Origin of the sequence: Paucibacter sp. KBW04, from assembly GCF_003852425.1 — a bacterium.
Classification (GTDB): Bacteria; Pseudomonadota; Gammaproteobacteria; order Burkholderiales; family Burkholderiaceae_C; genus Paucibacter_A.
This window is the reverse complement of record NZ_QAJN01000027.1, coordinates 2,202-23,387: the sequence shown is the minus strand read 5'-3', so window position 1 is coordinate 23,387 and position 21,186 is coordinate 2,202. Positions and strand designations below refer to the sequence as shown.

The 21,186-nt window shown below is 60.1% G+C and carries 11 protein-coding genes, 1 pseudogene and 1 CRISPR repeat array; of the genes and pseudogenes, 9 read left to right on the top strand and 3 right to left on the bottom strand.

Translation table 11 applies throughout. The annotated features are described in order from the left end of the window. Window positions 1–253 precede the first annotated feature (253 nt). From csy1 to DBR47_RS24315, 6 genes are all read left to right on the top strand, one after another. Window positions 254–1,660, top strand: coding sequence for a type I-F CRISPR-associated protein Csy1 (gene csy1 / locus DBR47_RS24340; RefSeq protein ID WP_124455073.1), 1,407 nt, complete (start codon window positions 254–256; stop codon window positions 1,658–1,660). Continuing rightward, window positions 1,657–2,748, top strand: coding sequence for a type I-F CRISPR-associated protein Csy2 (csy2, locus tag DBR47_RS24335; protein WP_124455071.1), 1,092 nt, complete (start codon window positions 1,657–1,659; stop codon window positions 2,746–2,748). The genes csy1 and csy2 overlap by 4 nt, the downstream gene beginning before the upstream one ends. 52 nt (window positions 2,749–2,800) lie before the next feature. Continuing rightward, window positions 2,801–3,859 carry a type I-F CRISPR-associated protein Csy3 gene (csy3, locus tag DBR47_RS24330; protein ID WP_124455069.1) on the top strand — a complete coding sequence of 353 codons (1,059 nt, stop codon included), beginning with the start codon at window positions 2,801–2,803 and terminating at the stop codon, window positions 3,857–3,859. 14 nt (window positions 3,860–3,873) lie between these two features. Then, window positions 3,874–4,440: a type I-F CRISPR-associated endoribonuclease Cas6/Csy4 gene (cas6f, locus tag DBR47_RS24325; protein ID WP_124455067.1), complete on the top strand. Its 567-nt coding sequence runs from the start codon at window positions 3,874–3,876 to the stop codon at window positions 4,438–4,440. A gap of 130 nt (window positions 4,441–4,570) precedes the next feature. Then, a CRISPR array of direct repeats spans window positions 4,571–14,386; the repeat unit is 28 nt; unit sequence CTTCACTGCCGCACAGGCAGCTCAGAAA. 369 nt (window positions 14,387–14,755) lie between these two features. Continuing rightward, window positions 14,756–15,109, top strand: coding sequence for an AlpA family transcriptional regulator (locus DBR47_RS24320; protein WP_124455065.1), 354 nt, complete (start codon window positions 14,756–14,758; stop codon window positions 15,107–15,109). A 441-nt stretch (window positions 15,110–15,550) separates the two neighbouring features. Then, the gene (locus DBR47_RS24315; RefSeq protein ID WP_124455063.1) at window positions 15,551–16,129 is read left to right on the top strand and encodes a rhomboid family intramembrane serine protease; all 579 of its coding nucleotides are present in this window, start codon (window positions 15,551–15,553) and stop codon (window positions 16,127–16,129) included. 4 nt (window positions 16,130–16,133) lie between these two features. Here DBR47_RS24315 and DBR47_RS24310 read toward each other — a convergent pair whose 3' ends face one another. Beyond that, on the bottom strand, window positions 16,134–17,048 hold the full coding sequence (locus DBR47_RS24310; protein WP_124455062.1) for an SDR family oxidoreductase: 915 nt from the start codon (window positions 17,046–17,048) through the stop codon (window positions 16,134–16,136). Window positions 17,049–17,149: 101 nt separating this feature from the next. Here DBR47_RS24310 and DBR47_RS24305 point away from each other — a divergent pair, with 101 nt between their 5' ends. From DBR47_RS24305 to DBR47_RS24295, 3 genes are all read left to right on the top strand, one after another. After that, a complete protein-coding gene (locus DBR47_RS24305; RefSeq protein WP_124455060.1) occupies window positions 17,150–18,187 on the top strand; it encodes a CDP-6-deoxy-delta-3,4-glucoseen reductase in 1,038 nt (345 codons plus the stop codon). A gap of 26 nt (window positions 18,188–18,213) precedes the next feature. Beyond that, window positions 18,214–18,942: a 2OG-Fe dioxygenase family protein gene (locus tag DBR47_RS24300; RefSeq protein ID WP_124455058.1), complete on the top strand. Its 729-nt coding sequence runs from the start codon at window positions 18,214–18,216 to the stop codon at window positions 18,940–18,942. Between the two features lie 99 nt (window positions 18,943–19,041). Next, entirely contained in the window at window positions 19,042–20,148 is a 1,107-nt protein-coding gene (locus DBR47_RS24295; protein ID WP_124455056.1) for a Glu/Leu/Phe/Val dehydrogenase dimerization domain-containing protein, read from the top strand. 64 nt (window positions 20,149–20,212) lie between these two features. Here the strand turns inward: DBR47_RS24295 and DBR47_RS24290 are convergent, their stop codons facing one another. After that, on the bottom strand, window positions 20,213–20,938 hold the full coding sequence (locus DBR47_RS24290; RefSeq protein ID WP_124455084.1) for an ABC transporter ATP-binding protein: 726 nt from the start codon (window positions 20,936–20,938) through the stop codon (window positions 20,213–20,215). A gap of 17 nt (window positions 20,939–20,955) precedes the next feature. Next, window positions 20,956–21,186 (bottom strand): annotated as a pseudogene (locus DBR47_RS24285) (ABC transporter ATP-binding protein); the annotation flags it as partial.

Below are 21,186 nucleotides of genomic sequence, written 5' to 3'. Positions count from 1 at the left end.
TTTCCCTACGCATAGAAGATGACTGGTTAAAATCTGATCCCGTAAAGAAAACCGTGGTGCAGGTTCGAGTTGCACCACGGTTGATGTCAACAACGTGCTGTGGAGGCACCAATAAGAAAGTGAGGTCACAGTGGATAGCTTCCGCGCCCCAAGAAGGGCCTCTTCGGCTATCTAGCCATTTGTCACATCCCCGGTTGGCTGTGTGCTGACCGTGGGATTCTAGCTTCCAACTCCTTTTTGGAAAGGTATTTCCATGTCCCAAACCCCTGGCACAGGCGGCGAGACAGGCTATCGAGCGGCCATCAGCGCGTTCTTGCAAGAACGACTGCAAGGCAAGCTCGACAAGCTCAAGCCTGACGATCCCCAACGCGACGAGGTGATGGCGTCGTTTGCTTATGACGCTTGGCTGACCAGCGCAGCCAAGCGTGTGGAGCAAATCCAAGCTGTCACTCATTCCCTCAAACCCATCCACCCTGAAGCGCGCGGCACCAATCTGTATATGGAGCCAGCGACCCTGCCCTCGCTCGCTGAATTGGGCAGCCACGCCCTTGGCTCCAGCTTTGCCAGCGATGTGGTGGGCAACGCTGCGGCACTGGATGTGTACAAGCTACTCAAGCTGGAAGTGAACGGGCGCAGCTTGCTCGCCGCGCTGTTAGCACACGACTCCGATGCTCTGACCGCACTGCATGCTGACCCTGCGCAGGCTCAGGCGCTCCGAGACGCCTTGGTCTCATTGACGCAACCACGCTCTGAGGGGCCAAGCAGCCACACTCTGGCCAAACAGGTGTACTGGCTGACCGGCAGCGACGCTTGCGCCGACACGGACTACATCTTGTTGGCACCGCTGTATGCCACCTCATTGGCTCATGCTGTGCATGCACAGGTACAGGAACACCGATTTGGTGAGGCGAACAAAGCCGCTCGCCTGGCCCGACGTGACCGCAAGGAACATGACGGTATGTTTCATGAGTACCCCGGTTTGGCCGTGCAAAACATGGGTGGGACCAAGCCGCAAAACATCAGCCAGCTCAACAGCGAGCGCCGAGGGGTCAACTACCTGCTCTCCTCGCAGCCTCCTCGGTGGCAGCCCAGCTCCGTGCGATTGCCGGCTCACGCCACGTCGGTGTTCGATCGTCTCTTCATCGCGCGCCCGGAAGTGCGTCGGGCCATTCATTCGCTGCGCGTGTTTTTAGAGTCCGACCCAGACGCTAAATTGGAGACACGCCAGCGGCGCGAAGCCTTGTTGGACACGTTGATGGATGAATTGGTCGCGCTGGCTGCCGAACTGCAACACCTGCTGCCGCCAGGGTGGAGCCGAGACGACGAGCGTTTCGAAGCCCTGCGCTACGAAGAGCAGTTGTGGCTCGACCCTCTGCGGGCCGAGTTGCCAGAGGAAGCTCAGTTCGCGCACGATTGGCTTTGGATGGACTGGCCTGCGGCCATCGGCAAGTTCTTTGCCAATTGGTTGAACCAGCAGCTACGGGATGGGCTGATGGTTGGTGACACTGAAGCACGTGAGTGGAAAAAGGTGTTGCTGACAGATGAAGACGGCTTCAAGCAACAACTGCGCACCTTGCGAGACCGGCTGGATGCACCGCACTACATCGGCATCCGCCAGACACACGCGGAGCTTGTTGCACAGCGGGAGGGAAACCCATGAACCTCCTCAAACCACAAGCCATCCTCGTATTGCCTCACTTGCGTATCCAAAACGCAAATGCCATTGCCAGCCCGCTGACGCACGGCTTCCCATCTATCACCGCCTTTGCTGGCTTGATGTGGGCGTTAGAGCGCAAGCTGTGTAGTGCAGGCGTGCCGCTTCAGTTGCTTGGCGTTGGCGTGGTGTGTCACCACCACCAAGAGCAAGTGACCCAGGGCTATGTGCGCACCTTCAACCTGACCCGCAACCCAGTCGACAAAGACGGCAGTACAGCCGCCATTGTGGAAGAAGGCCGAACCCACCTGGAGTTGACTTTGGTTTTGGCTGTGTCGGAGAAACGCGTGCCCGGTGGCTCTGCGGCATTGGTTCAAGGCAATGAAGCGCAGACAGACGATTGGGCCAAGCTAACTGGCAGCATCTTGAGCGGTATGCGCGTGGCAGGAGGCAGCGTGCTGCCGTCCCGTCCTGCCCCAGGCAAGCGCGTGCGTCCATGGCTGGCCATCGTGCCTGATGAGCCGGAAGCCGCCGCTATGGAATTCCGAAAATGGCGTCGCCAATGGTTACCCGGATACGCCTTGGTTGGCCGGGATGATATTTTGGCTCAGCGCTTACAGGAGCTGCGGACCCAACAACCCAAGGCCACGCTATTGGATGCTTGGCTACATGCCTCGCGTTTCAACTATCGGGCTGTCATGCCAACGGGCGATGTCGAAGTAACTGACGGGAAAGTGCAGTGGGCCGACCTCATGCGTCCCAAAGGAAGTGGCTGGGTGGTGCCCATCCCTGTGGGATATGCCGCACTGGGCGCTCAGACGCACGCCGCAGGCTCGGTACGCAATGCACGTGACCCGAAGGTGCCGCTACGGTTTGTGGAGTCGGTCTATTCGCTGGGTGAATGGATCAGCCCGCATCGCCTGACCAACTTAACCGAGTTGCTTTGGCGCTCGGAGGCCGATGAGGAACAAGGGTTATACCGTTGTCGAAATGGCTATCGGCCATCGACACCGGAACAGACCTTCAACCAAGCAGTTAGCAGCATTGACGCGCAAGAGGAATTGGATGACAGCGACGCCTACGACTACAGCTAAGGCCGTGTCCTCATTCCATCGAACTGAACACACATTTTGAAAGATTGACATCATGTCCGACAAACTCACTACCGCTACCGTCCTGGCTTTTGAACGCAAGCTGGATCCTTCTGATGCCGTACTCCACGCTGGGCGCTGGGATGAACGGGCCCGGTCCCAAGCATGGGCCCCCGTCAAGATTCAGGCCAAGTCGGTCCGAGGCACCATCAGCAACCGCCTCAAAGCCAAAGATCAAGACCCTGCGAAGCTCGACGCAGCCATCGAAAAGCCGAACTTGCAAACGGTGGATGTGGCTGCATTGCCCGCAGATTCCGACACGCTCAAAGTGCGCTTCACATTGCGCGTACTCGGCGGAGCAGGCGCACCATCGGCGTGCAACAGTGCGGCCTATCAAGCTAAGCTGGCATCAACTGTCCAAGGCTATATGACCCAGCATGGATTTGGAGAACTGGCGCGTCGCTACGCGACCAACCTTGCCAACGGCCGCTTCTTGTGGCGCAACCGGATCGGAGCCGAGCAAGTTGAAGTGACGGTTGAGAAGCTGCAGGAGGGGCAAGCCGTCGGTTCTTGGGTGTTCGATGCATTGGCACTCAATACCCGATCTATGGAGGCGACCTATAACCAGGCCAAAGGACTCGATGAGTTGAGCCAAGTTATTGCCACAGGTCTCGCGGGGTCAGCCCATGTGTTGCTGCAGGTCACGGCCTTTGTTCGCCAAGGTGCCGGCCAAGAAGTGTTCCCATCGCAAGAGCTGATTCTGGACAAAGGCAGTGCCGGGAAAAGCAAGACGCTCTATCACGTCGATGAAGTTGCCGCCATCCATTCTCAGAAGGTCGGAAACGCCATCCGGACGATTGATACGTGGTACGAAGGTGCAGACGAGCTGGGGCCGATTGCGGTGGAGCCCTACGGTTCGGTGACAACCCAGGGTAAGGCCTATCGTCAGCCAAACGCCAAGGATGCATCTGGCAAGGCACGTCCCAAGCTAGACTTTTATTCGCTCTTGGACAACTGGCTGCTGAAGGATGTCGCCCCCCCCGTGGAACAGCAGCACTTTGTCATGGCCACCTTGATTCGCGGCGGCGTGTTTGGCGACGCAGGCAAGGACTGAGAGTGAGGCTCATCATGTCTTTGCACTACATCGACATCCAACTACAGGCCGACCCAGATTTCCCGGCGCATCAGCTGCTGTCAGCGCTTTACGCAAAGCTTCACCGCGCCTTGGTACAGCTGCAGTCCAAGCAAATTGGCGTTGGCTTCCCTGACTACTCAGAGAGGCCAATCAGCCTGGGCAGCGTCTTGCGCTTGTTCGGGCCTGAGGCCGCGCTGGCCCAGCTCATGGCGCAGTCTTGGCTGACTGGAATGCATGACCATGTGCGCGTGACTGCGAGTGCGCCGGTTCCCACGGCGGCATCGCATCGGTGGCTGACTCGGAAGCAGGCAAAAAGCAACCCTCAGCGCTTGCGTCGTCGGCAAATGAAGCGGCATGGCATCAGCGCCGATGAAGCGTTGGCGCGGGTGCCCGATACCGCTGCAGAGCAGCTTTACTTGCCCTTCGTGCAGATCCGCAGCGCCAGCACGGGTCAAAGCTTTAACCTGTTTCTGGCGCTGAGCGAACCTGTCGCTGAACCCAGCCTCGGTGAGTTCAATGCTTACGGCCTGAGCGCCAACGCCACCGTCCCCTGGTTCTGACCCTTTTTTTGATCGGGCTCGCAAGTGCTTGTTAAATCAAGCACTTGCGTTCGCCGTTTTTTTTTGGGGTGCATAGCGGGTTCTTTAAAATTCCGTACTGGCCAGAGTGACTTAGCATCATTTTTGGTTACTTCACTGCCGCACAGGCAGCTCAGAAAACAAGCAAGATCCGCCGCGCCACCCGGCAGACCTTCACTGCCGCACAGGCAGCTCAGAAATTCACCAATCGCTGGTTTCGCACCGCGCCCAACTTCACTGCCGCACAGGCAGCTCAGAAATCAACGGCTGGGTCTTCAATAGCTTCCAGCATCTTCACTGCCGCACAGGCAGCTCAGAAATTCTTTCGTGGCCGCTGGTTTTCTGCCTGAAGCTTCACTGCCGCACAGGCAGCTCAGAAAGCACGTAGCGCTCCAGCGCATCGGCCAGCGTCCTTCACTGCCGCACAGGCAGCTCAGAAATGTCCACGGTGGGCCTTGTTGCCCCGACTGTGCTTCACTGCCGCACAGGCAGCTCAGAAATTTTTGTAGCGAGTGGTTTCAAAGCCCGCTGCCTTCACTGCCGCACAGGCAGCTCAGAAATCCAACTTGCCGCTGGCGTTTTGGGTGCCAACCTTCACTGCCGCACAGGCAGCTCAGAAATGCCGGGCAACTATGCGCGCCAGGGCCAGCGCCTTCACTGCCGCACAGGCAGCTCAGAAATGTACCGATGCCGTAGTTGTCAGCAGCCGATGCTTCACTGCCGCACAGGCAGCTCAGAAATATTCAGCGAAGGCGGCGCGGGCATCGCGCTCCTTCACTGCCGCACAGGCAGCTCAGAAATGTCAGGCCCCGCCCAGATCGCAGCGCAGCGCCTTCACTGCCGCACAGGCAGCTCAGAAAATGAGGCACTGCTTACGGAATCCATCCACCATCTTCACTGCCGCACAGGCAGCTCAGAAATGCTACAACTACTTCACTTCAGATTCGAAAGTCTTCACTGCCGCACAGGCAGCTCAGAAAGCAAACAAGCACCTTCGGGTGCTTTTTTTACGCTTCACTGCCGCACAGGCAGCTCAGAAAGTCAATGGTCAGCCAGCACATCAAGGGGCGTCCTTCACTGCCGCACAGGCAGCTCAGAAATTGTTGCCGCCAATAGCGCCCAGGCCTGCCCCCTTCACTGCCGCACAGGCAGCTCAGAAATGTTTGATCCCCTCAAAGCGTTTTGCCAGCTCCTTCACTGCCGCACAGGCAGCTCAGAAAAAACCAGCATCCGCGCCTACGCCCTGGCTGATCTTCACTGCCGCACAGGCAGCTCAGAAATTTTCGCCGACGCTGGCCAGATCGTGCTCAAGCTTCACTGCCGCACAGGCAGCTCAGAAAATCACGCCCCAGGATTGGCCCGGCTTGGTTTTCTTCACTGCCGCACAGGCAGCTCAGAAAGGTTGATGCGGCCCCCGTGCCTACGCCTTCGCCTTCACTGCCGCACAGGCAGCTCAGAAAGGCAACAACGGCGGCAAGATCAAACGAATTTGCTTCACTGCCGCACAGGCAGCTCAGAAAAACTCGGACAGCTACGCGCTGGCTTCGGCATGCTTCACTGCCGCACAGGCAGCTCAGAAATTGCTGAGGGCCACCAGGCCCTTGTTGCTGCACTTCACTGCCGCACAGGCAGCTCAGAAACCCAGCTCGGTCAGCAGAGTCTTGTAGACCTCCTTCACTGCCGCACAGGCAGCTCAGAAATGTACAGATGGCCGATGGGTGTCCAGGCGCCGCTTCACTGCCGCACAGGCAGCTCAGAAATCTTGGCCCAGGGCGCTGAGGTCGGCGGGGTCCTTCACTGCCGCACAGGCAGCTCAGAAAAGCAGAGCGCCGCCCTGGCCGCTGCCCGCGAGCCTTCACTGCCGCACAGGCAGCTCAGAAATGGGTCTGCCAAAGCGCACCCCCCTATCCTGACTTCACTGCCGCACAGGCAGCTCAGAAATTTGATGCGGCCGTGGTGGTGGTACGGCGTTTCTTCACTGCCGCACAGGCAGCTCAGAAAAGTGAACAACGTCAAAGGTGCAGGAGCAGCGCCTTCACTGCCGCACAGGCAGCTCAGAAATCTTCCGAGATCAGCAGCGAGTTCACGCGCTGCTTCACTGCCGCACAGGCAGCTCAGAAAAAACAAAAACTCCAAAGGCAAGACCACCATGACTTCACTGCCGCACAGGCAGCTCAGAAAAGGTAGCGGTCGGTGATGCGCTGGCGGAAGGTCCTTCACTGCCGCACAGGCAGCTCAGAAAGAGCAATAACGTGGGTCTTCCCGCCACCTGTCCTTCACTGCCGCACAGGCAGCTCAGAAAATCGGCCCGGATTCGTCGGCCCAAGAATTCAGCTTCACTGCCGCACAGGCAGCTCAGAAAGCTGATCTTGGGCACATAGGCCAGCACCGCGTCTTCACTGCCGCACAGGCAGCTCAGAAAAAGATGCTCACGCTGCGAGGCAGCAGCAGCGTCTTCACTGCCGCACAGGCAGCTCAGAAATTCACCGGGTCTGAAGTTCTCGGTGTTGGCATCTTCACTGCCGCACAGGCAGCTCAGAAATACAACACCGCCGCCTTCTTGTTCACCAACCCCTTCACTGCCGCACAGGCAGCTCAGAAAACCCGCGGCAGGATCGACCCTGCGGCCGCTCTCTTCACTGCCGCACAGGCAGCTCAGAAATTGCTGGCATACATCCGGGCCCGAGGCTTCGTCTTCACTGCCGCACAGGCAGCTCAGAAAACTCGCTACCAACACCGGAGTGAACGGGATGACTTCACTGCCGCACAGGCAGCTCAGAAAAGGTCTCGCCATAGATGATTTGCCAGGGCGCGCTTCACTGCCGCACAGGCAGCTCAGAAAACAAAGGGCAGCACCTGGGGCATGGCCAGCCATCTTCACTGCCGCACAGGCAGCTCAGAAAGGAAGAACGCGAACCCAGGTGCGCCGGGGGCTCTTCACTGCCGCACAGGCAGCTCAGAAAAGATGGTGTGCCTGCTGCCCCAGGGGAGTACCTCTTCACTGCCGCACAGGCAGCTCAGAAATGCAGCCCCGCAGTGGCAAAGCTGGCGCCGAGCTTCACTGCCGCACAGGCAGCTCAGAAAGGGAAACCATTGGCCCGTCATGGGGAAAAGGCCTTCACTGCCGCACAGGCAGCTCAGAAAATGCTGAACACGCCTAGGGCGATCTTTTGCTTTCTTCACTGCCGCACAGGCAACTGAGAAATTCCCCTGCGCCTACCCCCAAGCCGCCCACGGCTTCACTGCCGCACAGGCAGCTCAGAAATTGAACATCTGGGAGTATTCCTTGTGGGTGGTCTTCACTGCCGCACAGGCAGCTCAGAAATGAAGCTTGCGACCCACAGCTCCAGGGAGACTCTTCACTGCCGCACAGGCAGCTCAGAAATCTCAAAGCCGAGTATTTCAACGCCATCAAGACTTCACTGCCGCACAGGCAGCTCAGAAATATCGCCGCACCGGAGACCCCGCCAGCACCGACTTCACTGCCGCACAGGCAGCTCAGAAATATCTGTCAGGGCTGTCCCCAGGCTATGCGGACTTCACTGCCGCACAGGCAGCTCAGAAAAGACCTCCAGGCCTGCGCTGCCGGCCGCCAGCCTTCACTGCCGCACAGGCAGCTCAGAAATCAAGAATCGCTGCGCCCACCAATGAACCCAGCTTCACTGCCGCACAGGCAGCTCAGAAATTCCAGAGCCCCTTATTGAACTTGCACTCCCGCTTCACTGCCGCACAGGCAGCTCAGAAATACTCGCGATCGGCGGGCAAGACACCGTCTACCTTCACTGCCGCACAGGCAGCTCAGAAAGAAGAATGGCCACGTGCATGCTGGCACCCAGGCTTCACTGCCGCACAGGCAGCTCAGAAACAGCGCAGCGGTGGCGGGCGCTCGGGCTTTCGCTTCACTGCCGCACAGGCAGCTCAGAAAAATTACGTGGAGATCAATGATGCGACGGATTGCTTCACTGCCGCACAGGCAGCTCAGAAAACACCGTCCTCGGTCACAAAAGCGGCATTGCTCTTCACTGCCGCACAGGCAGCTCAGAAAGTCACGCCGACCGTCCATTTGCAACGGCTGCGCTTCACTGCCGCACAGGCAGCTCAGAAATACATCACCTGTATGAGCAGCAGCACACAAGGCTTCACTGCCGCACAGGCAGCTCAGAAATACTCTGAAGCCGGTTACCTGTGGGACGAAGACTTCACTGCCGCACAGGCAGCTCAGAAATGTGCGTGCGCCGCCCACTGCCTTGCCGCCGCCTTCACTGCCGCACAGGCAGCTCAGAAATCAACGCGTCGAAGCGGTGGGCGAAGAAGCTGCTTCACTGCCGCACAGGCAGCTCAGAAAATCCCGACACCGTGCGCCGCGCCCTTGGCAAGCTTCACTGCCGCACAGGCAGCTCAGAAATCAACTTGCGGACGCGCTCTGCTCCAGCGCCTCTTCACTGCCGCACAGGCAGCTCAGAAAAGATGGTGTGCCTGTTGCCCCAGGGGAGTACCCTTCACTGCCGCACAGGCAGCTCAGAAATGCACGGCTCGCTGGACGGTGTCGACGCTGAGCTTCACTGCCGCACAGGCAGCTCAGAAATTCACATGCGCGGCTTCAAAGCCGCGCTCGGGCTTCACTGCCGCACAGGCAGCTCAGAAACAGAACGTCGCGCAAGACCTGACCCGCGCCCGCTTCACTGCCGCACAGGCAGCTCAGAAAGCTTGAGGAACTGGGCAAAGGCCCAGGCCTCCCTTCACTGCCGCACAGGCAGCTCAGAAATTCTTGATGCTGATCTCGGCCTCGTACTTTGTCTTCACTGCCGCACAGGCAGCTCAGAAAAGAAGGCACCCCAGCAGGCCGAGTGGCTGACACTTCACTGCCGCACAGGCAGCTCAGAAACTAAAGAGGTTCAACCAGCCCCCTGTTATCCACCTTCACTGCCGCACAGGCAGCTCAGAAATCGGCCATCTGCACAATCAGCGCGTGCTGCTGCTTCACTGCCGCACAGGCAGCTCAGAAAAGTTGCGGGAAGTCCTTAATGGCAATCCTATGCTTCACTGCCGCACAGGCAGCTCAGAAATTGACGGCACTGTTGACGCCCACACCGCTCTTCTTCACTGCCGCACAGGCAGCTCAGAAAAGAAGCGGCGCATGTAGACCTGATGGCCCTTACTTCACTGCCGCACAGGCAGCTCAGAAATTCCAACTGGCCCGCACGGTGGGCGGTTTTCTCTTCACTGCCGCACAGGCAGCTCAGAAAATGAACGCGGTAGCTCCAGCCGATGGGGCGCACTTCACTGCCGCACAGGCAGCTCAAAAATTGGATCGGCGGCAAACGCCGCTTGGCAGACCCTTCACTGCCGCACAGGCAGCTCAGAAATGGTAGCAATTGCCGATCCGGTTGCCCGTGATCTTCACTGCCGCACAGGCAGCTCAGAAATTGCTGGTCAGCCAATCACGCACAGCGCCCCACTTCACTGCCGCACAGGCAGCTTAGAAATTATGCCGCCATCGATAGCGTCACCGCTTGGTCTTCACTGCCGCACAGGCAGCTCAGAAATGGCAGCCTTTGCCGGACTGGGGCTGGCATGTCTTCACTGCCGCACAGGCAGCTCAGAAAACACAGCCATTTCCTCGCGCTGGATGGCCGCTCTTCACTGCCGCACAGGCAGCTCAGAAAACAGCCAGGGATTTGCCTCCCAGCTGTCAGGGCTTCACTGCCGCACAGGCAGCTCAGAAAATGCTGGGCGTTCGGCAGGCACTCCCCGCGCCCTTCACTGCCGCACAGGCAGCTCAGAAATGAAGGCCGCCGATGACCTGACCATGCTTGTGCTTCACTGCCGCACAGGCAGCTCAGAAATTGCAGCAAAGGACTATCTCAAATGAGCACACCTTCACTGCCGCACAGGCAGCTCAGAAAAAAAAGCCCGCATCGACGCCCTCAAGGCTCCCCTTCACTGCCGCACAGGCAGCTCAGAAATTGCAAGCGGGCCACGCTCTTGAACCGCTTTTCCTTCACTGCCGCACAGGCAGCTCAGAAATACCCGCAGGGCAATTGCATTGCCGATCGCGTCTTCACTGCCGCACAGGCAGCTCAGAAAAGGTACGTGGCCCGCGCGGCATCAGACATCGACTTCACTGCCGCACAGGCAGCTCAGAAAACTACCCGACTGCTCAGATGTCGGGCGAAAGCCTTCACTGCCGCACAGGCAGCTCAGAAATGCATGGACGATGACGATCGGGAGAACATCCCCTTCACTGTCGCACAGGCAGCTCAGAAATGCCGGGCTCCGTACAGTTATTGACACGGGTCCTTCACTGCCGCACAGGCAGCTCAGAAAATCTGCTTAGACGGCAGGCGCACGGGGTTAGCCTTCACTGCCGCACAGGCAGCTCAGAAACGGTGGAAAACCTCGATATCCGCGTGACCACCCTTCACTGCCGCACAGGCAGCTCAGAAAGATGAGCATGGCTTGAGAAAAAGGGGCCGAACCTTCACTGCCGCACAGGCAGCTCAGAAATGCAAAGCCCCACAGTCGCCCGTGATCTGCTGCTTCACTGCCGCACAGGCAGCTCAGAAATTGCGCGAGCAATGCGCAGGCGCCGGGCCTCTCTTCACTGCCGCACAGGCAGCTCAGAAATTGAATTCGCGGACGCCGGCCAGGCCGCCGACCTTCACTGCCGCACAGGCAGCTCAGAAAGCGACGACAAGGGCCAGATCGTCAAGAAGAAGCTTCATTGCCGCACAGGCAGCTCAGAAAGCGACGACAAGGGCCAGATCGTCAAGAAGAAGCTTCACTGCCGCACAGGCAGCTCAGAAAGCCCGCCTCAAGCCAGCCGGCCAAGTCCTTTTCTTCACTGCCGCACAGGCAGCTCAGAAATGCCGCGCTGCAGGCCGACCCGTGGGCGGCCGCTTCACTGCCGCACAGGCAGCTCAGAAATGACCCAGGTGGACTTGGCTCGCGCGGCCGGACTTCACTGCCGCACAGGCAGCTCAGAAAACCAGGGGCACCTTGTCAGCACGTTCGGTGCGCTTCACTGCCGCACAGGCAGCTCAGAAATGGGTCGACTCGCCGGTCGCATGTTGATTGTTCTTCACTGCCGCACAGGCAGCTCAGAAATTCAGGAACAAGGCGGCGCAACATCTGGGCGCCTTCACTGCCGCACAGGCAGCTCAGAAACCAACAGGCGCAACCGGTGAGTTTGCGGGCCGCTTCACTGCCGCACAGGCAGCTCAGAAATGGAGCGATAAGACCCTGCACGGCATTGCGGCCTTCACTGCCGCACAGGCAGCTCAGAAATGCAACTACGGGCGCAAAGATCCGAACTCTGGCTTCACTGCCGCACAGGCAGCTCAGAAATTCTCCGTCCTCGCCAACCGCGACTAGCGGGCCTTCACTGCCGCACAGGCAGCTCAGAAAACATCAAGATTTATGCACCCTGGCAAGCCCTGCTTCACTGCCGCACAGGCAGCGCAGAAAAGTCTTTCGGCGTCTTGTCGATCTGCTTTGTTCTTCACTGCCGCACAGGCAGCTCAGAAATACACCGCGGATACTTTCGACCAGCGCTACTACTTCACTGCCGCACAGGCAGCTCAGAAAAGATAGATCGCGAACTCAAGTCCACCACAAACCTTCACTGCCGCACAGGCAGCTCAGAAAGTGCGAGGCAAGCAGTTCACCGATGTGCTGGACTTCACTGCCGCACAGGCAGCTCAGAAAACTCAATGGCGGCGTGTTCAATCAGCGTGCCTCTTCACTGCCGCACAGGCAGCTCAGAAAATCAGCTGCCAGCGGCCATGCGAACGCTGCCGCTTCACTGCCGCACAGGCAGCTCAGAAATGCACCGCACCCAGGCCTTCCTTCGTCTCCGCCTTCACTGCCGCACAGGCAGCTCAGAAACGCTTGGCCAGCGCGTTCTTCTTCAGCTGCAACTTCACTGCCGCACAGGCAGCTCAGAAAAGCTTGTCGGCATCACTCAGCGGCTCGGCCTGCTTCACTGCCGCACAGGCAGCTCAGAAAGTAGTGGTCAAAGGTTTCGCTGGTTTGGGCAACTTCACTGCCGCACAGGCAGCTCAGAAAACGAATACAAGGCTGACAAGCCCGAGGGCTACACTTCACTGCCGCACAGGCAGCTCAGAAAATTCATGCATTGATGCCACCACCCGCCCCACGCTTCACTGCCGCACATGCAGCTCAGAAAGCATCTTCCCCGGTTGGTATGCGCCAGTGATGCTTCACTGCCGCACAGGCAGCTCAGAAAGGCACCGGCCAGCCTCGCGGTATTGCTGTCGCCTTCACTGCCGCACAGGCAGCTCAGAAATTCACCAGCTCGCCACGCTCCTGCATGCGGCTCTTCACTGCCGCACAGGCAGCTCAGAAACATAAGGGCCTGGCCAGCCACCATCAGCTCGCCTTCACTGCCGCACAAGCAGCTCAGAAAGACGAGCAAGGCTCGGCATACATGGTTGACATCTTCACTGCCGCACAGGCAGCTCAGAAATACGTCACGATCCCTGTGCCCTTCGGCTTCGGCTTCACTGCCGCACAGGCAGCTCAGAAATCCTGCTGGATGCGAGTCAGACTAGCCAACAGCTTCAATGCCGCACAGGCAGCTCAGAAAAGATCCAGGCGGCACGGTTTGCACATGTGCCCCTTCACTGCCGCACAGGCTGCTCAGAAATGCAGGCGCGCGGCCTTCTTGCTCAGGCGGCCCTTCACTGCCGCACAGGCAGCTCAGAAATTGCTGGTGCTGCGCTTTCGGCGGGGCGTGCGCTTCACTGCCGCACAGGCAGCTCAGAAAGTGAACAACCCGCGCCGCTTCGTCTCAGCAGCCTTCACTGCCGCACAGGCAGCTCAGAAAAAGATCAAGCGCTTTGTGCAACTCACCGGCACCTTCACTGCCGCACAGGCAGCTCAGAAAACCTACGCTGTCGCCAAACGCCTCCTCGGCGCCTTCACTGCCGCACAGGCAGCTCAGAAAGAGATCGCACCCAAGACGCCGCCTCGGCCGCGCTTCACTGCCGCACAGGCAGCTCAGAAATACCCTCACGCCATGGAAATCGCGCTGGACCACTTCACTGCCGCACAGGCAGCTCAGAAAAGCCCGAGCTTGTCAGCTTCATGGACAACGGACTTCACTGCCGCACAGGCAGCTCAGAAATCAATCGATCGAGCCACCGTGAGCACCGGGTCCTTCACTGCCGCACAGGCAGCTCAGAAATTGAACGCCTTGGAGTATTCCTTGTGAGTGGTCTTCACTGCCGCACAGGCAGCTCAGAAATCTCCAACATCACCAAGGCCTGACATGAGCACCTTCACTGCCGCACAGGCAGCTCAGAAATTCATCGACATCAAGAGCCGCTTCATCCCCGGCTTCACTGCCGCACAGGCAGCTCAGAAAAGCAAAGGTCACGCCTGCAACGTGCGCCACAACTTCACTGCCGCACAGGCAGCTCAGAAAACAGACGGGGCACTTGCAGCGGCCGATTTGCTCTTCACTGCCGCACAGGCAGCTCAGAAAGAGCTGGTCGACATTTCCGAAGTGATCACCGCCTTCACTGCCGCACAGGCAGCTCAGAAGATCGTGAGTTGGTCCAACGGCTTGGCGTTGATCTTCACTGCCGCACAGGCAGCTCAGAAATGGCCACGCCCATCCTGAAGCTGCCGCCCACCCTTCACTGCCGCACAGGCAGCTCAGAAAATGAAGATTGAAGAGTGGTGCCCCGCCCGGGCCTTCACTGACGCACAGGCAGCTCAGAAATCTTCGATGCCATAGCGGTCGCGCGAGTCCATGTTCACTGCCGCACAGGCAGCTCAGAAATGATCGAGCGCAAGACCGTACCAGAGCTGGTGGTTGACTGCCGCACAGGCAGCTCAAAAGTCACCGAATCCTCAATCCTGTGGTCGCCCGAGGTTCACTGCCGCACAGGCAGCTCAAACGTCAGTATTCCGGCCCCATTCCTCGGCATTCATTCATGGATGCTACCCCTAGCAACTGGCCTCAATTTCCTACCAAAAATCACTGCGCGCGTCATCGTTAACTGCTCAAGGCCGGACAATTTATCAGCGCTGAATCTTCGACACAATTCATCAATACCAAATTCAAGACCGGTCCTACAGTTCCCATGGGGCGCAGCGCTGCTGTCCCTTGGTTACTCCTTTGAGCAACCTTGAGGGACAGAACCTCGCCCATCCAATGATGTAGCTCCCAAAAGTGCCTTGTACCTCACTCGTGCAGTTGTTAGTGCTGTGCCGATCCAAGACGCGCGCCGAGCCTTCATTGACTCGAATCGATCGCGTGGAGCTGCATATGCTGGACGAACCTAAAGAATTGCCAACAAAGCGCCCCGCGCTTGCAGATGCAGTTGATCTGCAGCAATTGGCAACTCTTATTTCCCGAGGCTTAGCCCGCGAAATCCTGATCCGACTAGACCCTGACTCTCTACTTGACAGCGCTGACGTCGGAGCAATGGTGCGCTGCTGCCCGGAGTACGTCACCCAAGAGTTGGCCAAGACACCCGGCTTCCCTAAAGCCTACCGGCTTACCAAGCGAAGAGGTGTTGGCCATCCTCGTTGGAAGCGGGCTGACATTCAGTCATGGATCGACTCCCATGCCAACGGTGCAACCAAACGTGGTGGTCGCCCCAGAAACAACCTCGACTAGCCCTGCGAAGAACACAAGTAAGAATGACTGAAACGAGGGGGTACTGACAGGGCCTAAACTCCCACCGTCTTGAGTCAAAAATCGAGCTCAAATCCCTCAGAATGGCTTGGATAAAGGAAGTTAACCAAAGCCCAGCAAGCCCGCATCAAACCTCGCTTGTGACTCCGGCCTCGGGCACCATCCAAATGGGAGTTCACCGCGCTGAAAATCAAGTCTCTTTTGAATCTGCAAAGCTTTGACGGACGACTTGCAACAAACCACCCTAGGCAATCTAGAGGTGGTTTTTTTGCGCCCTCTTGCGCCCTTTAGTGCCCATATGTTTGACCCAATGCACCCCTCTTCTCGGGGAATTCCCACGTCCGGCTTGCGCTTACACTGCGCTTTTGCAACGACGTGGCCAGGCCTTGGAGGGCTTGGCGGCGCATAGAGAAAAAAACATTCATGCCCCCGATCCCTTCGGTCACCAAAGCGTTCATGCTGGCCTGCGTCGGCCTCTACTGCATCTTCTTCTTGGTGCCGGGATTGCAGCCCTGGTTTGAACTCTGGCCCCTGCAATCCGGCAACTTCCTGCCCTGGCAACCCATCACCTACGCCTTTTTGCACGGCAGCGAGTGGCATCTGTTCTTCAATATGCTGGGCCTGTGGATGTTTGGCTCAGAGTTGGAGCGTGTCTGGGGCGCCAAGCGCTACACCCAGATCCTGGTCGCCAGCACCATCAGCGCCGCCGTGGCGCAATTGCTGGTCACCTTTTTGATGGGTTCCAACGCACCCACGGTGGGCGCTTCGGGCGCTTTGTTCGGCCTGCTGCTGTCCTTTGGCATGCTGTTCCCGGACCGCATCATCGTGCCCCTGTTCCCGCCCATTCCGATGAAGGCCAAGTACTTCGTCGCCATCTTCGGCACATTGGAGTTGCTGCTGGGCCTCAACAACACGGGCGGCGTCGCCCACTTCGCGCATCTGGGCGGCATGCTGGGCGCCTACCTCTTGATCCGCTACTGGCGCAGCGGCCGTCGCCGCTGAACGATCAGGCCAACAAGCCCTGCTGCGGCAGGGGGTAGCGTAGGCGCAAGCGCAGCTCAGTCTTCAAGCGCCGATTGATCAGGCGTCGGCTCTCGCTCATAAAGCTAAACTGCATGGGCGACATCAGCTGCTGCGCCTGCGCCCTGCTCACTCTGGGCGGACGCGGCAGACCGCAAAGATCGGCCGCCAAATCGAAGTAGTCCCCCATCAAGAGCTCGCTGTCGTCGCAGACATGCAGCACCCGCTGCGCCGGGCCGCGCATCAGAGCCAGCACACAGGCACGCGCCAAATCATCGGCATGGATGTGGTTGGTGAACACATCATCCTCTGCCCGCAAGACTGGCGAGCCCCGCTGCAAGCGCTCGCGCGGATGGCCGCCCATCCGGTTGCCCGCGTAGATGCCCGGCACGCGCAAAATCGTCACGCGGCAGACCTTGTCTTTGCCGAAGGCTCGCAACTGCTGCTCGGCATCGACACGCCGTCTGGCCCTGTCGGTAGCCGCAGCCGTGGGTCGACTCTCGTCAAACCTGGCCCCCGCGCAATTGCCATAGACCCCGGTCGTACTGGCATAGACCAAGCGTTGCGGCGCGCGCCCGCGGCTCAGGGCCTGCAAGAGATGACGGGTGCGCAGATCTTGAGCGCCACTGCCCTGCGGTGGTGCCAGATGCAAGACGCGATCGGCCCAGCCGCTCAGGCGCCGCAGCGTCGCCGGATCGTCGAGATTACCCACCAAGGGCTGGGCACCGGCTGCCCGCAACTCCGCGCAACGCGCCGGGCTGGAGGTCAGCGCCAAAACCTGCCAATGCCGGGGCAGGCGCGGCAAGACCCGCAAGCCCACATCACCACAACCCACGATCAAGAGGCGAGGCTTTTGATGCGTATTGCTTTGTTTTGACTCAATAGGGGAATAGAAGGGCATGGAACAAGCTCAGGCAAAATAGCGCATCAGTTTACGGTCCGCCTTGTACGACAAGCCGGGCCGCTTTCTTTGCCGGGCCCTCCTTCCTTTCTCTCATCACCATGAATTTTCAAATCACCGTGCAGCCCAGCGCTCGCGTCTTCGAAGTCGAGCGCGATGAAACGATTCTGGGCGCCGCCATTCGTGCCGGCATCGGCCTGCCCTACGGCTGCAAGGACGGGGCTTGCGGTTCCTGCAAAAGCCGTCTGCTGGAAGGCCGCGTGATTCATGGGGCCCATCAGGCCAAGACCCTCACCGAGGCCGAGGAAGCCGCAGGCTTCGTGCTGACCTGCTGCGCCACCCCGCAGACCGATTGCGTACTCGAAGCCCGCACAGTGCCGGGCGTGGGCGAGCACCCCGTCCTCAAGCTGCCCAGCCGTGTGCTGAGCCTGGAGCGGCCTAGCGCTGACGTGGCCATCGTCAAGCTGCAATTGCCCGCCACCCAGAACTTCCAGTTCCGCGCCGGTCAGTATGTGGAATTCATCCTGCGCGATGGCGCGCGCCGCAGCTACAGCATGGCCAACGCGCCCCACAATCTGGGCACACCGGCGGCCATCGAGCTGCATATCCGGCACATGCCCGGCGGCAAGTTCACCGACCATGTTTTCGGCGCCATGAAGGAAAAAGACATCCTGCGCATGGAAGGCCCTTTCGGCAGCTTCTTCCTGCGCGAGGACAGCGACAAACCCATCGTGCTGCTGGCCAGCGGCACCGGCTTTGCGCCCATCAAGGCCATCATCGAACGCATGCAGCATATGGGCTCGACCCGCCCAGTCACGCTCTTCTGGGGCTGCCGCAGCAAGGCCGATCTCTATCTGCACGACTGGGCTTTGAATGCCGCGGCCAGCCTGCCGCAGCTGCGCTATGTGCCGGTGCTCTCCGAGCCCAAGGCCGAAGACGGCTGGACGGGCCGCAGCGGCTTTGTGCATCAGGCGGTGATGGCCGATCTGCCCGATCTGAGCGGCCACCAGGTCTATGCCTGCGGCGCACCCATCGTGGTGGAATCGGCCCAGCGCGACTTCTCCGCTCTTTGCGGCCTGCCGCCCGAAGAGTTTTTTGCCGATTCCTTCACCTCCGAAGCCGACAAGCACGCGGCCTAGCCTCAGCACAAGGTCAGATCCTCATCATGATGTTCGAGCCGCCGTACGCCACGGCCGAAGAATTCCAGGCGCAGTTGAAGGCCATGGGGCATACCGTCATCGCCCCCAGCAGCTTGCCCGCAGCCCTGGGCTGCGAGGTAGCGGCGCTGAACGAACTCAAGCCGCTCTGGCAAGACCTGCCCCCCGATGCCTATCTGCGCGACGGCGGCCGCTACCGGTTCCGCCGCCACGCCTGCTTTGTGGCCGAGCAAGGCCAGCTGCGCCTGGCGCCCCATCGCGCCCATTGGCAGCCGCTGGACTACAACGCCTTGCACGGCGGCATTGAGCGCTGGTTCGAACCCTTGGACGAACGCATGCTGGCGCATCCGGCCTGGACTCAGCTGCTGCTGGGCCTGGCCCGCATCACCTCGGGGCTGAAGGGGGAAAAGCCCTGGTTCATCGAGGCCCACCAGTTCCGCATCGACACCACCGATGGCATCGGCAGGCCTACACCCGAGGGCGCGCACCGCGATGGCGTCGATCTGGTGGCGGTGTTTCTGGTGGACCGTCAGGGCGTCAAGGGCGGCGAGTCGCGCGTCTTTGAAGCACAGGGCCCGCAAGGCCAGCGCTTCACAATGGGTCAAGCCTGGACCCTGCTCTTGTTGGACGATGAGCGGGTGATCCACGAAACCACGCCCATTCAACCCATGGCCGAACATGGCCATCGGGACACCCTGGTCATCACACTCAGAGCCGGCGGCTTCCAGTCCAGCTGAAGGCCCCGAAGCAGCAGCAATTACACTGGCGGCACTCGAGCTCCACAAGCGCCCGAGCCGCCCTTTCTTCCCCGCACCACAAGTGCATCACCGAAAATCATGAACGCTCATACCGACCTCGCCAGCGCCCTCGCGGCCGCCCCCGCTTCCTCCCTCCCCTCTTCCCTGTTCGGCCTGCCCGGCCAAGCCGCCCACGAGCGCGTGCTGCTGGCAGCCGACGAGCAGACCGGCCTGAAAGCCATCCTGGCCGTGCACAGCACCGCCCGTGGTCCCGCCTTCGGTGGCTGCCGCTTCTGGACCTATGACAACGAGTTGGCGGCCCTGAACGACGCCCTGCGTCTGTCGCAAGGCATGAGCCTGAAGAACGCCCTGGCCGACCTGCCCTTCGGCGGCGGCAAGGCCGTCATCATCAAGCCGGCCGGCCACTTTGATCGCCACGCCCTGTTCGCCGCCTTCGGCCGCGCCGTGGAGTCTCTGCAAGGCGCTTACATCACCGCCGAGGACGTGGGCACCACCACCGCCGATATGCTGGGCATGCAAGCCCAAACGCAGTACGTCAGCGGCATCCCGCGCGCCGGCGCATTCGGCGGCGATCCCAGCCCCAAGACGGCCTGGGGCGTGTTCGTGAGTATCCAGGCCGGTGTGCGCCTGCACCTGGGCCGCGAGTCGCTGGAAGGCGTGCGCGTGGCCCTGCAAGGCCTGGGCGCCGTGGGTTGGCATCTGGCCGAGTTCCTGCACAAGGCCGGCGCCAAGCTGGTGGTGGCCGATGTGGACGCCGCCAAGGTCGCGCGCGCCCAAGCCGAGCTGGGTGCTCAAGCCGTAGGCGTGTTGGAAATCCTCAGCGCCGATGTGGACGTGCTGGCGCCCTGCGCCCTGGGTGCTTCGCTGAATGTGCAAACCATTCCCGGCATCCGCGCCAAGCTGATCGCCGGCGCCGCCAACAACCAGCTGGCCACGGTGGAAGACGGTGACGCCCTGCAGCAGCGCGGCATCTGCTATCTGCCTGACTACCTGGTCAACGCCGGCGGCATCGTCAGCGTGGCCCGCGAGTACCGCAACGAAGGCGAAGAGTCCGCCGTGATGGCCGAAGTCAGCCGCATCGGTGATCGCGTTGCCGAGCTGCTGGACCGCGTCAAGCGCGAAGGCTCCACCCCCGGCCGCGTGGCCGACGCCTGGGCCCGCTCCAAATTGGTCAAGCCCGTCTGATCTTTGCCGCCGCACAAACAAAAAGGCAGCCCTCGGGCTGCCTTTTTTCTTCCTGTGGGTCAACTCACTCCCCCAAATAAGCCGCCCTCACCTTAGGATCATTGAGCAAGGCCTTGCCCTCTCCGGTCATCGTGATCAGGCCGGACTCCATCACATAGCCCCGGTTGGCAAGCGCCAAGGCGCGGCTGGCGTTTTGCTCCACCAGCAGCACCGTCACACCTTGCTGGTGGATGTCGTTCACCACCTCGAAGATCTTGTCCACCATGATGGGAGAGAGGCCCATGCTGGGCTCGTCCAGCAGCAAGACCTTGGGTTGGGCCATCAGCGCCCGGCCCATGGCCAGCATCTGCTGCTCACCGCCGCTCATGGTGCCGGCCAGCTGGTCTTTGCGCTCTTTCAGGCGCGGGAAGATGCTGAAGACCTTGTCGATATCGGCCAGGATCTGCGCCTTATCGCTGCGGATGTAGGCGCCCATCTGCAGGTTCTCGGTGATGGTCATGCGGGTGAAGGTGCCGCGCCCTTCGGGCACCATCACCAGGCCTTGTTTGACCAGATCCCAAGCGCCCTGGCCCTTGAGCGACTGGCCCATGAAGAGGATGTCGCCGTCGGCCACCGGTTGCAGGCCGGTGACGGCCTTGAGGGTGGTGGTCTTGCCCGCACCGTTGGCGCCGATCAGGCTGACCAGCTCGCCTTGGCGCACTTCAAAGCTCACGCCCTTGACGGCCTGGATGCCGCCGTAGGCCACCTTCAGGCCTTTGACTTCCAGCAGGATGTTGTTGTTCGCTGTCATGTTCGGGTCCTGTTCTCTCAATGGTTCTGGTGGCCTGCGCCCAGATAGGCCTCGATGACCTTCTCGTTGCGCTGCACTTCCTGCGGTGTGCCTTCGGCGATCTGCTTGCCGTAGTCCAGCACCGTGAGGCGGTCGCACAAGCCCATCACCAGCTTCACATCGTGTTCGATCAGGAGAATGGTGCGGCCGTCCTTGCGGATGCGGTCGATCAATTCCCGCAGCACCACTTTCTCGGTGGCGTTCATGCC